Here is a 12,436-nt window from a genome sequence, read left to right on the forward strand (position 1 = left end):
GAGGTGAACGCTGTTCCAGACGCTCTTCCCCGCACCGCCGGGGCTCTGCGCGCGGCCGGGTACGAGCCGCGCCCGATCGCGCAGGAGATCCACGACAACCTGCTGACCGCCCTCAAGACCGGCGAGGACGCCTGGCCCGGCATCGTCGGGTTCTCGCGCACGGTCCTGCCGCAGCTCGAACGCGCCCTGCTGGCCGGCCACGACGTCGTCCTGCTCGGCGAGCGCGGCCAGGGCAAGACCCGCCTGCTGCGCACCCTGGCCGGCCTGCTCGACGAGTGGACCCCCGTCATCGAGGGCTCCGAGCTGGGCGAACACCCGCTGCAGCCGATCACGCCCGCGTCGATCCGCCGCGCCGCCGAGCTCGGCGACGCCCTGCCGGTGGCCTGGCGCCACCGCTCCGAGCGCTACACCGAGAAGCTCGCCACGCCGGACACCTCGGTCGGCGACCTGATCGGCGACGTCGACCCGGTGAAGGTGGCCGAAGGCCGCAGCCTCGGCGACCCGGAGACCATCCACTTCGGCCTCGTCCCGCGGGCCCACCGCGGCATCGTGGCCATCAACGAGCTGCCCGACCTCGCCGAGCGCATCCAGGTCGCGCTGCTGAACGTGATGGAGGAGCGCGACATCCAGGTGCGCGGCTACACGCTGCGGCTGCCGCTGGACGTGCTGCTCGTCGCCACCGCGAACCCCGAGGACTACACCAACCGCGGCCGGATCATCACCCCGCTGAAGGACCGCTTCGGCGCCGAAATCCGCACGCACTACCCCCTTGACGTCGAGGCGGAGGTCGCCGTCGTCCGGCAGGAGGCGAACCTCGTCGCCGAAGTCGGCGAGCCGCTGCTGGAAGTGCTCGCCCGGTTCGTCCGGAACCTCCGCGAATCCACGGTGATCGACCAGCGCTCCGGCGTCTCGGCGCGGTTCGCCGTCGCCGCGGCGGAAACCGTCGCGGCCGCGGCCCTGCGGCGTTCGGCGCTGACCGGGGAGGAGCCCGCGGTGGCCCGCCCGGTCGACCTCGACGCCGTGCCGTCGGTGCTGCGCGGCAAGATCGAGTTCGAGCCGGGCGAAGAGGGCCGCGAGATCGAGCACCTCGTCCACCTGCTGCGGCTGGCGATCGCGGAAACCGCGCGGGACCGGTTCGCCGGCCTGGACCTGCGGCCGCTGGCCGACGCGGTCGGGGACGGCCACCTGGTCGCCACCGGCGAGCGCGTGCCGGGCAAGGACGTCCTCGAAGCCCTGCCGGAACTCCCGGTGCTGCACGAGGTCGCCCAGCGGGCCGGCGTCGCCGCCGACGAGCCCGCCGGCCGGATCGCGGCCGCCGTCGAACTCGCCCTCGAATCGCTGTTCCTGTCGCGAAGGCTCGCGAAGGACTCCGACGACGCGACGACCGTCTACGGCCGATGACCGCGGTCCCGCTTCCCGACGGCTATTCCTACGGCCCGTGGCACGACGGGCCGGACCCGCTCGCGCCGCCCGCCGACCTGCGGGACGCGCTCGACGAGATCGGCCGCGACGTCATGGCGGGCGCTTCGCCGCGGTCCGCGCTGGAGGAGCTGCTGCGGCGCGGCACCGAGCGCACGTCGGGCCTCGACGAGCTGACCCGGCGGCTCTGGCGGCGCCGCTCGCAGATCCAGCGGCGCAACAACCTCGACGGCACCCTGCAGGAGGTCCAGCGCCTCCTGCAGGAAGCCCTCGACGCCGAGCGCCGCGAGCTGTTCCCGGACCCGGACGACGACGCCCGGTTCCGGGAGGCCCAGCTCGACGCGCTGCCGCCGGGCACGGCCGCGGCCGTCAACGAGCTCGCGAACTACGACTGGCGGTCCGAGCAGGGCCGCGAGAACTACCAGAAGATCCGGGACCTGCTCGGCCAGGAGCTGATGGAGTCCCGGTTCCAGGGCATGAAGCAGGCGCTGCAGAACGCCGGGCCCGAGGACGTCGAGCGGATCAACGAGATGCTCAACGACCTCAACGACCTCCTGGAAGCACACGCCCGTGGCGCCGAGGACATCCAGCAGCGCTTCGACGACTTCATGGGCAAGCACGGCGAGTTCTTCCCGGAGAACCCGCGCACCGTCGAGGAGCTGATCGACGCGCTGGCCGAGCGGTCGGCGGCCGCGCAGCGCATGCTCAACTCGATGTCGGCCGAGCAGCGCGCCGAACTCGCCGAGCTGACCCAGCAGGCGTTCGGCGACCCGCGCCTGGCGCAGCAGCTGTCCCGGTTGGACAGTCAGCTGCGCGCGGCCCGGCCGGGCGAGGACTGGACCGGGTCGGCGCGCTTCCGCGGCAACAACCCGTTAGGCATGGGCGAAGGCGCCCAGGCCATGCAGGAGCTCGCCGAGCTCGACGCACTGGCCGAGCAGCTCGGCCAGTCGTACCCGGGCGCGCGGCTGGAGGACATCGACCTGGAGGCGCTCGAGCGCCAGCTCGGCAAGGACGCGGGTGTCGACGCCCGGCGGCTGGCCGAGCTGGAACGCGAGCTGCGCCGCCAGGGCCTGTTCGAACGCGCCGCCGACGGCTCGCTCCGGTTGTCGCCCAAGGCGTTGCGGCGCCTCGGCGAGACAGTGCTGTCCGACATCGTGAACGCGTTGCGCGGCAAGACCGGCGAACGCGAGACCGAGTCGGCGGGCGCGGCCGGCGAGCCGACCGGGGCGTCGCGGCCGTGGCGGTTCGGGGACATGCAGCCCTGGGACGTGCCGCGGACCATCCGCAACGCCGTGCTCCGGTCGGTGTCGGTGGGGGAGCCGCGGGTCCGGCTCGACGTCGAGGACGTCGAAGTGGTCGAGACCGAGCACCGGACCCGGGCGGCGGTAGCGCTGCTGGTCGACACGTCGTGGTCGATGGTGCAGGAAGGGCGCTGGCTGCCGATGAAGCGCACGGCGCTCGCGCTGCACCAGCTGATCAGCACCCGCTTCCGCAACGACGCCCTGCAGCTGATCACCTTCGGCCGCTACGCGCAGTCGATGGAACTGCCGGAGCTGGTCGGCCTGGAGGGCGCGTGGGAGCAGGGCACCAACGCCCACCACGGGCTGCTGCTCGCGGGGCAGCACCTGCGGCGGCACCCGGACGCCCAGCCGGTGGTCCTGATGGTCACCGACGGCGAGCCGACGGCCCACCTGGAGCCCGACGGCGAGGCGGTCTTCGACTACCCGCCCCAGCCCCGGACCCTCCACAAGACACTGTCCGAAGTGGACCGGCTGGCCAAGCTGGGCGCGTCGATCTCGGTGTTCCGCCTCGGCGACGACCCGCGCCTGACGGCGTTCGTGGACCTGATCGCCCGCCGCTCGGGCGGCCGGGTGATCGCCCCGGACCTCGACGGCCTCGGCGCCGCCGTCGTCGGCGACTACCTGCGCACCCGCCGCTAGCCGCCCTGCCGCGCCGGTCGTGAGTGGTAAGGCGAGTTAGAACCCGCCTTACCACTCACGACCCCGGTGGTGGGCGCTCCCAGGCGGTCGCGGACGGCGGCGATCACCTTCTCCGTCTGGGCCCGCAGGGCCGCGAGGCCCGCCTGCTCGTCGGCCGAGCCGACGTAACCGCTCAGGTCGGCGCGGGCCCCTTCCTGCCAGACGGCCGTGACCCGCTGGGTCGCGGTGATGTCCTCGTCCGGGCGGCCGTCGGCCAGGACGAGGTCCGCGCGCAGCCCCGGCCGGATCCGGCCGCGGTCGGCCAGCCCGAAGACGTCGGCGGGCCGGGCCGTCGCCGCGGTCAGGGCCGCGGCGGGGGAGAACCCGGCCGCGACCAGGTGTCCCAGCTCCCGGTGCAGGCTCGCGCCGTGCACCGTCCCCGGGTTGGGCGCGTCCGTTCCGGCCAGGACCGGCACACCGGCTTCGTGCAGCAGCCGGGCGTTCTCCCGGGCCACGCCGAAGTCCGGGAGCTGCGGCGGCAGCCACCGCCGCTGCTGCCGTTCGAGCACCGCGGACCACGCCGGGCCCAAGCGGGTCACGAGGGCGGGGTCGGCCAGGAGCGAGTTCCCGGGGAAGCCGTCGGCGATCGACAGCGTCGAGATGACCGCGACCCCGGCCGCGGCGATCGCGGCCACCTGGTGCGCGGACAGGGCATCGAACGGCACGTGGGCCAGCACGTCCACGCCGGTGGCGAGCAAATCGACGGCGCCACGGGCGGTCGACACGTGCGCGGCGACGAGCAGCCCGGCCGCGTGCGCAGCCTCGGCCAGCGCGGCGATCGTCGGTACGTCCAGCGACGGCATCGGCATCGGGCCGCCCGTGCCGTCGTCGTAGAGCACCTTCAGGTGCGTCGCGCCCTCGGCGATGCGGTCGGCGACGAACCGCTCGGCGTCCTGCGGACCCGTCACGTACGGGAAGGGCGCGTACATCAGGCTCGGGTGCCCGCCCGGCGCCGTCGCCCCGATGCCGGAGGACCGCACGTCGGCGCAGCCCGGCCCGGTGGCCAGGGCGTCCCGGACCGTGTCCGGCTTGCTGAACATGTCGAGCAACGTCGTGACGCCGAAGGTCAGCGCCTGCCGCGGCGCACCCGGCAGCAGGTGCACGTGGGCGTCGATCAGCCCGGGCAGCAGGGTGCCGCCGCGGGCGGCCACGTGCTGGTCGCCGGGGCGGCGCAGGGTGTCGTCGCCGACCGCGTCGATGCGGCCGCCCGCGAGCCGGACGGCCGTGTGGCCGGTGCAGCGCTCGCCGTCGAAGACGCGGGCGCCGGTGATGGTGGTCGTGGTCACGGCGGTCACGGTAGAAGTTGACACCGTGTGAAGGTCAATCCCAAGGTGAACGGATGCAGTATTCGATCAGCCAGGTCGCGAAGGCGTCCGGCGTGTCGGCGCGGATGCTCCGCCACTACGACGCGATCGGCCTGCTCACCCCGGCGTCCGTGGCGGCGAACGGGTACCGCTGGTACGGCCGGTTCGAGCTGCTGCGCCTGCAGCGCATCCTGCTGCTGCGGCGGCTCGGGCTCGGCCTGGCCGAGATCGGCGCGGTGCTGGGCGAACAGGTCGACGAGACGGCCGCGCTGCGCGGGCACCTGGCCCAGCTCGAGGAGGAGCGGCGCCGCCTCGACCGGGTGATCGCCACCGTCGAGGAGACGGTCGCCGACCTCGGCGACGCCCGGATCGACGACCCCGACCGGTTCTTCGCCGGCCTGCGCAAGGACGGTGCCGCCATGCGGCGGACCTACCGCGAGACGTTCGGCGCGGGCGCCGCGACGGCCTTCGACGTCGCCCAGGCCGCCCAGGAAGGGCTCACCGCCGCGGACTACCAGCACGCCGCGGCGCAGGGGGCGGCGCTGTTCCGGCGGCTGGCCGCCGTCAGGCGCTCGGGGGTGGCACCGGAGGATCCCGCCGCGCTCGACGCCGTCGCCGAGCACCACCGGTCGGTGAGCCACTTCTGGCAGCCGACGGCCGCGGCCTACGCCGCGCTGGGCGGGCTGTACCGGACCGATCCCCGCCAGCGGGAGCTCGCCGCGCGGGCCGACCCGGACCTGCCGGACTGGCTGGCGCGGGCCATCGAAGCCTACGCGCGCGTGAGGCTCGTCCCACCGCTCGGGAAGGACTGAACCACCAGCCCTTACAGTCGAGGTATGCAGACTTGGTCATCGGTCGACGTGCCCCGCATCCCCGGCACCCCCCGCCCGCTGCGGCTCCACGACACGGCCACCGGGCAGATCCGCCCGACCGCGCCCGGCGCCACCGCCCGGATGTACGTCTGCGGCATCACGCCCTACGACGCGACGCATCTGGGGCACGCCGCGACGTACCTCGCCTTCGACCTGGTGAACCGCGTCTGGCGGGACAACGGGCACGACGTCCACTACGTGCAGAACGTGACGGACATCGACGAGCCGCTGCTGGAGCGCGCGGAGCGGGACAAGGACGACTGGGTCGTGCTGGGCATGCGCGAGACGGCGCTGTTCCGCGAGGACATGGTCGCCCTGCGGGTACTGCCGCCGCAGCAGTTCGTCGGCGCGGTCGAGAGCATCCCGGAGATCGTCGAGGTCATCGCGAAGCTGCTGGCCAACGGCGCCGCCTACCGCGCGGACGACCCGGAGTTCCCCGACGTCTACTTCGACCACACCGCGACCGGCAAGTTCGGTTACGAGTCGAACTACGACGAGCCGACCATGCGGAAGTTCTTCGCCGAGCGCGGCGGCGACCCCGACCGCGCCGGCAAGCGCCACCCGCTGGACGCGCTGCTGTGGCGCGTGGCCCGCGAGGGCGAGCCGTCGTGGGAGTCCGAGCTCGGCGCCGGCCGCCCGGGCTGGCACATCGAGTGCAGCGCGATCGCGGTCAACCGGCTGGGCCTCGGCTTCGACCTCCAGGGCGGCGGCTCGGACCTGATCTTCCCGCACCACGAGTACAGCGCGGCGCACGCCGAAGCCGTCGCCAAGGACGGCCCGTTCGCCCGCCACTACGTGCACGCCGGGATGATCGGCCTCGACGGCGAGAAGATGTCGAAGTCGCGCGGGAACCTCGTGTTCGTCTCGCGGCTGCGCGCCGACCAGGTCGACCCGGGTGCGATCCGGCTGGCGCTGTTCTCCGGCCACTACCGCGAAGACCGGCCGTGGACCGACCGGCTGCTCGCGGACGCCGAAGCCCGGCTCGCGCGCTGGCGCGAAGCCGTCTCCCTGGCGACCGGCCCGGCGGCGGAGGACACGGTCACCCGGCTGCGCGATCACCTGTCCGACGACCTCGACACGCCGAAGGCCCTGGCGGCGATCGACGCGTGGGCGAACGAGGCCCTCCGCCGCGACGGCACCGACCCGACGGCCCCCGGCCTGATCCGCGACGCCGTCGACGCCCTCCTCGGCATCACCCTCTAACGGTCGAGGGCCGCCCTTTCCCGGGAACGGGCGGCCCTCACCGGTGTATAACGGCCTACACTGCGACGGGCCGGCCATCGGCCAGCTCCAGGTGGTCACCGGACCAGTCCCGGCGCAGCCACCGGTCGTGGGACGCGATGACGACCGCGCCCGGCGCCGTCTCCAGTGCCGCGAACAGTTCTTCCGCCAAGGTCAGCGAAATGTGGTTCGTCGGCTCGTCCAGCAGGAGCACGTCCGGCGGTTCGGCCAGCAGGATCGCCAGCGCCAGCCGCCGCCGCTGGCCGACCGAGAGCGCCCCGACCGGCTGCCGCAGATCCCGCGACGCCAGCAGGCCCAGCTGACTCAGCGGGGGAGCCTCCTCGCCGAGCGCGTCCCGGTACACCCGGGCCGCGTTCCGGTCCGGTTCGGTGAACACGACGTCCTGCTCCAGCAGGCCGACCCGCACGCCGTGTCCGAAGTGGACGGCCCCGGTGGACGGCGTCAGCCGGCCGGCCAGCACCGACAGCAGCGTCGACTTCCCGGCGCCGTTCCCGCCGGTGACGAGCAACCGCGCCGAACCGTCGACGTCCAGCCGCGGCAGCGCGAGCCGCCCCGGCACTTCGAGGGCACGCACCGAGATCGCCGGGCCCTCCCCGGCCGCCCGGCCGGTGAGCTCGGCCCGGAACCGCAGCGGCGCCGGGGGTTTGCGCACCTGGTCGCGTTCCAGGTTCTCCAGCCGCTGCTCGGCGTCGCGCACCCGCCGCGAGATCGTCTTCTGGACGCGGGCGCCCTTGAAGTGGTGGATGAACTTGTCGTTGTCACGCGGGCCGCGGCCGTAGGCGACGTTGCGCGCGGTGACCGCGACGGTCTCCCGCAGCTCCTTCAGCTCCTCCTGCTCTTCGGCGTACCGCTGTTCCCACCGCGCTCGCTCGGCCTTCTTGTGGCCGAGGTAGTCGGTGTAGCTGCCGCCGTAGCGGACCGCGCCACCGGCCTGCCGGTCGGCCGCCGCCGGGTCGAGGTCGACGATGTCGGTGCAGACGGCGTCGAGGAACACCCGGTCGTGCGAGGACAGCACCACGATCCCGGTCAGCTCGGTGAGGTGGCGTTCCAGGAACGCCATCGCGGCGTCGTCGAGGTGGTTGGTCGGCTCGTCCAGCAGCAGCGTCTCCGGCTGCCGGACCAGCAGCGCGGCCAGGCCGAGCCGCGACCGCTGCCCGCCCGACAGCGTGCCGAGCCGCCGATCCGGTGCGACGCCGCCGAGGCCGAGCCCGTCGCAGACGAGCTTCGCGCGGCGGTCGGCGTCCCACAGGTCGTGGGCCTGCGCCCATTCCAGGACGCGGCCGTACTCCTCGAGCACGGTCGCGTCGTCGGGCCGGTCGGTCATGGCCGCGGTCAGCTCGTCGAGCCGGGTGGCGGCGACGCGGATCTCGGCGAGGGCGTCGTCGAGGACGTCGGAGAACGTGGCGTCCATGCCGAAGGGCAGTTCCTGCAGCAGGAACCCGACGTCCGGGCCGCGCAGCACCTCGCCGGCGCGGGGTTCTTCGAGCCCGGCGAGCAGGCGCAGCAGGGTGGACTTGCCGGTGCCGTTCTCGCCGACGAGGCCGAGCCGCTGCCCGGCCGACGCGGTCAGCGAGACGCCGTCGAGGACGATGCGGGTGCCGTAGCCGAAGACGACGTCCTTGGCCTGCAACGGAAAAACGGGAGACATGGGTGATCACCGGGCCCTGGGGGAGAGAAAGCGGGATCCCGGCCGGGCGTCGTGGCACGCGGGAGCGTCGGCTCGACCGGTGCCGCCTCAGGCGGGATGGGCGCGGTTCAGTTCCTCATAGTGGACCCAGGTTAACGCAACATCAGTAGAGTTAGTCAACGGGTTATGGCCTGGGTCACATCCGGCAGCTCGTCCGTCGACCGTTCGGCCGCCGCCGTGCCGTCGGTGAGGAACTCCAGCAGGGCGGTCAGCTGACGGCGGTCGAACCGGGCCAGGCGCTCGCCGACGAACCGGGCCATCGGCGCGTAGAGCTCGGCGAGCTCGGCCATCCGGTCGGGCAGCGGCCGGACGACGAGCCGGCGGCGGTCCGCCGGATCGGGCGCGCGCTCGGCGAGCCGGTGCCGTTCCATCCGGTCGAGCAGGCGGGTGAACGCGCCCGTGCTCATCCCGAGGAGCCGGGCGAGCTCGGACGGGGAGTCGCTGACGCCGCCGTGGAGCAGGTGCAGGCAGTGCAGCTCGGTCGGGGTGACGGCCATCCGCTCGGCGACCGCGGCGTGGAAGAGCGCGGTCGACCCCACGAAGCGGGGGAGGGCGAGGGCGGCGGCGGTGGCGAGTTCGCGCTGGTCGGGCAACGTCCATCCAAGGTCTGTGACGACACAGTCACTGCTCGGTGCAGTCACTGCCCCGCGAACGATAGCGAAGCCGGTTGACAAACCCGCAGGCGGGACCAACTCTGAAAGAGATCTTTCGAAATAACTCTTTCAGATAGGACGACCGATGGCCGGGCTGCCACCGCGCAAGCGGATCGAAGACGTCGAGCTGCTGCGCGCGCTGGCGCACCCGCTGCGGTCCGCGCTGCTGAACCACTTGACCGCGGTCGGCCCGCGCACCGCGAGCGAGTGCGCCGAGGCGGTCGGCTCGACGGCGTCCAACTGCAGCTGGCACCTGCGGCAGCTCGCGCAGTACGGCCTGGTCGAGCGGGCCGAGGGCGAGGACGGCCGCGAACGGCCGTGGCGCGCCCGGCAGGTCGGCCTGGAGATGGGGGAGCCGGCCGACGACCCGGCGCACCGGGCCGCGCAGCTGGGCGTGGTCGGCGCGCAGCTGACCCACGAGCAGGAGCTGACCCAGCGCTACCTCGATTCCCTCGACGACCTCGACCCGGCCTGGCGCGCCGCGGCCGGGCTGACCACGTACGCGCTGCGCGTCACGCCGGCGGAGCTGACTCGCCTGACCGAGGCGATCGACGCCCTGGTCCGGCCGTACGTCGGCGCGATCCGCACCGATGCCCCCGACGGCGCCCGCCCGGTGCACGTCGGCCTGCGGGCGTTCCCGCGCATCGAACACTCGGGGAAGGCGGAGGCGTGAAGCAGCTGCTGGGGGTGCCCGCGTTCGCGCGGTTGTGGGTGGCCGCGTTCTTCGGCGAAACGGCCGAGTGGATGCTGCAGGTCGCGTTGCCGGTCTACGTCTTCCAGCGCACCGGCTCCGCCGCCACGACGGCCCTGAGCATCGTGCTCGGCCTGCTGCCCGCGGTGCTGCTGAGCCCGGTCGCCGGGGTCGTCGCCGACCGGTGGAACCGCCGCGCGGTGCTCTTCGGCGTCTGCCTCGGCCTGGCCGCCGTGGCGCTGCCGCTGCTGGCCGAACCCGGCGTCCCCGTGGTGTACGCGGTGATGGCCGCACAGGCGGCGCTGGCCTCGGTGTTCGAACCCGCGCGCAACGCGCTCGTCCCGGAGCTCGTCGGCGTCGCGGAAGTGACCGCGGCGAACGGGCTGATGAGCGTGAACGGCAGCGTCGCCCGCTTGGCGGGTGGCTGGGCCGGCGGCGCCCTCCTGGGGTTCGGTGGGCTCGCCGACGTGATCACCGGCTACCTGGCCGTCCTCGCGGTGGCGGCCGCGTTGCTGGCCAAGCCGTTCCGCCGGATCGCCGCGCCGGCGCCGGCAGCCGTGCGGGAACCGGTGGTGCGGGCCTGGCTGGACGGCCTGCGCGAGCTGACGCACAACCGGCGCCTGCGGCGCACCGGGGTCGCGCTGGTGTTCACCTCCCTGGCGCAGGGCATGTTCCTGGTGCTGTTCGTGGTATACGTCCTGGACGTGCTCGGCGGCAGCGAAGCCGACGCGGGCCTGCTGCGGGGCGTGCAGGCGCTCGGCGGGCTGGCCGCCGGGTTCGCCCTGGCCACCGTGGCGCGGCGGGCCGCGCCCGCCGCGCTGCTCGGCTGGGGCGCGCTCGCGCTGGGGCTGGTGTCCGCGGTGATCTGGAACCTCTCCCCGGTCACGACGGCGCTGGGGGTGTACGCCGGGCTGTTCGTCGTGGTCGGCGCGCCGGGGGTGGCCGTGGGCGCCGGGGTGCTGTCGGAGATCCAGATCGCGGTCGCCCCGGAGCGCGCCGGGCGGGTGCTGAGCACGACGTTCGCGCTGATCGCCCTGGGCACGACGGCCGGGGCGCTGCTGGCCGGGGCCCTGGTGGCGACGACCGGGCCCGCCGTGCTGCTGAACGTCCAAGCCGGGGTCTACGTCCTCGCCGGTGCGCTGATGGTGTTCCGGAAAGGCAGGTTTCGCGTAGCTTCCCCGGCCGCGGTGGTTACGGTGGAGGGGTGCCGCACCTCTTCGCCACCAGCGACCTCCACGTGACCCACGAGGGCAACGGCCCGATCCTCGACTCGGTCGTCCCGGAAACCCCCGAAGACTGGCTGCTCGTCGCCGGCGACGTCGCCGAGCTCGCCGAAGCCACCATCGGGACGCTGAAGACCCTGCGCAGCCGGTTCGCGAAGGTCGTCTGGGTGCCGGGCAACCACGAGCTGTGGACGACGAAGAACGACGACTGCCAGCTGCGGGGCCAGGCTCGGTACGAATACCTGGTCGAGCAGTGCCGCGAGATCGACGTCCTGACGCCGGAAGACGAGTTCCCGGTCTGGCGCCACGGCTCCCGGCCGCTGACGATCGCGCCGCTGTTCCTGCTCTACGACTACAGCTGGCGGACGCCGGAAGCGGAAGGCCAGTCCCTGGAGGAGGCCCTGCGCCAGGCCCGCGAGGCCGGCGTGGTCTGCACCGACGAGTACTTCCTCTACCCGGACCCGTACCCCAGCCGCCAGGCGTGGTGCGAGGCCCGGCTGAAGCTCAGCACCGAACGCCTCGACGCGATCCCCGAGGACCACGGCACGATCCTGATGTCCCACTGGCCCCTGCACCGCCACCCGACGGCACCGCTGTACTGGCCGGAGTTCGCGCTGTGGTGCGGCACGACGAAGACCGAGGACTGGCACGTCCGCTACCGCGCGGAGATCGCCGTGTACGGGCACCTGCACATCCCGCGCAGCACGGAGGCCGACGGGGTCCGGTTCGAGGAGGTCTCGCTGGGCTACCCGCGCGAGTGGCGGAAGCGGGCGCGGGGCGCGGTGCCGATGCGCCGGATCCTCTGGCCGTCATGATCCGCCGCGCCGCCGCTCCCGGAGCGCCCGGACCCGGCCGCGGCTCGCGCACGCGGGGGAGGGACACCACCGCCGCCGCCCGCCCGGGTCGGCGAACACCCCGCGGCAGTCCTGCTCGGGACACGCCCGCAGGTCGTGCCGCAGGGGGCCGGTGAGCCAGTCCGCGGCCTGGTGCGCCAGCCGGCTGAGTGCGTCGGCGGTGGTCGCGGGCGCGCTGCGGTGCAGCCGGTCGAGCGCGGCGAGGTGCACCGGCTCGGCCTTGAGGAAGGGCGCCAGCGGGCTCACCTGATCGGCTTTCGGTGGAACGCCGTCGATCGCGCCCAGCGCGAGTTCGCGCAGGACCTCGCGCAGGTGGTGGGCCGCCCGCAGGTCGGCGTGCGTGACCGGGCTCAGCGGGGTCAGCTCGGCCGCGGTCAGCCACTCCCGCAGCCGCTCCACATCCGGGATCCGCTCGACGGGCTGCGCACCGAAGTGGCGGCCACGCGTGGCCAGCAGGTTCAGCCAGGGTGCGCCCATGTCGAGGCGGAAGTCTTCGGACACCTCGCCATCGT

11 protein-coding genes are annotated in these 12,436 nt (G+C 73.7%); 7 read left to right on the forward strand and 4 right to left on the reverse strand.

Annotated features, from left to right (window positions below; all coding sequences use genetic code 11):
• Positions 1-3: 3 nt before the first annotated feature.
• Positions 4-1,401 (forward strand): ATP-binding protein, encoded by a 1,398-nt coding sequence (locus tag OO60_RS01435; RefSeq protein WP_004562808.1) that lies wholly within the window; start codon positions 4-6, stop codon positions 1,399-1,401.
• On the forward strand, positions 1,398-3,359 hold the full coding sequence (locus OO60_RS01440) for a vWA domain-containing protein (RefSeq protein WP_004562807.1): 1,962 nt from the start codon (positions 1,398-1,400) through the stop codon (positions 3,357-3,359). Before OO60_RS01435 ends, OO60_RS01440 begins: the two co-directional genes overlap by 4 nt.
• On the opposite strand, the gene OO60_RS01445 is transcribed toward OO60_RS01440, so the two are convergent.
• Positions 3,356-4,684, reverse strand: a complete 1,329-nt coding sequence (locus OO60_RS01445) for an amidohydrolase family protein (RefSeq protein ID WP_081911129.1) — start codon at positions 4,682-4,684, stop codon at positions 3,356-3,358. The genes OO60_RS01440 and OO60_RS01445 overlap by 4 nt on opposite strands.
• Before the next feature lie 53 nt (positions 4,685-4,737).
• Between OO60_RS01445 and OO60_RS01450 the strand changes: the two genes are divergently transcribed.
• Both OO60_RS01450 and mshC read left to right on the forward strand, forming a co-directional pair.
• Complete coding sequence (locus OO60_RS01450; RefSeq protein ID WP_033260655.1) at positions 4,738-5,514, forward strand: MerR family transcriptional regulator; 777 nt, start codon at positions 4,738-4,740, stop codon at positions 5,512-5,514.
• Between the two features lie 24 nt (positions 5,515-5,538).
• Complete coding sequence (gene mshC, locus OO60_RS01455; protein WP_033260656.1) at positions 5,539-6,777, forward strand: cysteine--1-D-myo-inosityl 2-amino-2-deoxy-alpha-D-glucopyranoside ligase; 1,239 nt, start codon at positions 5,539-5,541, stop codon at positions 6,775-6,777.
• A 55-nt stretch (positions 6,778-6,832) separates the two neighbouring features.
• Here mshC and OO60_RS01460 read toward each other — a convergent pair whose 3' ends face one another.
• Positions 6,833-8,464 (reverse strand): ABC-F family ATP-binding cassette domain-containing protein, encoded by a 1,632-nt coding sequence (locus OO60_RS01460; protein WP_033260657.1) that lies wholly within the window; start codon positions 8,462-8,464, stop codon positions 6,833-6,835.
• Between the two features lie 155 nt (positions 8,465-8,619).
• Positions 8,620-9,096, reverse strand: coding sequence for a MarR family winged helix-turn-helix transcriptional regulator (locus OO60_RS01465; RefSeq protein ID WP_033260658.1), 477 nt, complete (start codon positions 9,094-9,096; stop codon positions 8,620-8,622).
• 145 nt (positions 9,097-9,241) lie between these two features.
• Between OO60_RS01465 and OO60_RS01470 the strand changes: the two genes are divergently transcribed.
• The 3 genes from OO60_RS01470 to OO60_RS01480 are packed head-to-tail and all read left to right on the forward strand — an operon-like array spanning position 9,242 to position 11,885.
• On the forward strand, positions 9,242-9,829 hold the full coding sequence (locus OO60_RS01470; RefSeq protein ID WP_033260659.1) for an ArsR/SmtB family transcription factor: 588 nt from the start codon (positions 9,242-9,244) through the stop codon (positions 9,827-9,829).
• The gene (locus OO60_RS01475) at positions 9,826-11,088 is read left to right on the forward strand and encodes an MFS transporter (RefSeq protein ID WP_033260660.1); all 1,263 of its coding nucleotides are present in this window, start codon (positions 9,826-9,828) and stop codon (positions 11,086-11,088) included. The genes OO60_RS01470 and OO60_RS01475 overlap by 4 nt, the downstream gene beginning before the upstream one ends.
• Positions 11,052-11,885, forward strand: coding sequence for a metallophosphoesterase family protein (locus tag OO60_RS01480; protein ID WP_033260661.1), 834 nt, complete (start codon positions 11,052-11,054; stop codon positions 11,883-11,885). The genes OO60_RS01475 and OO60_RS01480 overlap by 37 nt, the downstream gene beginning before the upstream one ends.
• Here OO60_RS01480 and OO60_RS01485 read toward each other — a convergent pair.
• Positions 11,880-12,425 (reverse strand): CGNR zinc finger domain-containing protein, encoded by a 546-nt coding sequence (locus OO60_RS01485; RefSeq protein ID WP_033260662.1) that lies wholly within the window; start codon positions 12,423-12,425, stop codon positions 11,880-11,882. The genes OO60_RS01480 and OO60_RS01485 overlap by 6 nt on opposite strands.
• Positions 12,426-12,436: the final 11 nt, after the last annotated feature.

The sequence above is a fragment of the Amycolatopsis vancoresmycina genome, from assembly GCF_000716785.1.
Lineage (GTDB): Bacteria > Actinomycetota > Actinomycetes > Mycobacteriales > Pseudonocardiaceae > Amycolatopsis > Amycolatopsis vancoresmycina.

What these genes read in the sequence shown, in the direction of transcription:
- OO60_RS01450 (WP_033260655.1), top strand. Translation starts at nt 4,738, where the DNA reads ATGCAGTATTCGATCAGCCAGGTCGCGAAGGCGTCCGGCGTGTCGGCG.
- OO60_RS01440 (WP_004562807.1), top strand. Translation starts at nt 1,398, where the DNA reads ATGACCGCGGTCCCGCTTCCCGACGGCTATTCCTACGGCCCGTGGCAC.
- OO60_RS01470 (WP_033260659.1), top strand. Translation starts at nt 9,242, where the DNA reads ATGGCCGGGCTGCCACCGCGCAAGCGGATCGAAGACGTCGAGCTGCTG.
- mshC (WP_033260656.1), top strand. Translation starts at nt 5,539, where the DNA reads ATGCAGACTTGGTCATCGGTCGACGTGCCCCGCATCCCCGGCACCCCC.
- OO60_RS01460 (WP_033260657.1), bottom strand. Translation starts at nt 8,464, where the DNA reads ATGTCTCCCGTTTTTCCGTTGCAGGCCAAGGACGTCGTCTTCGGCTAC.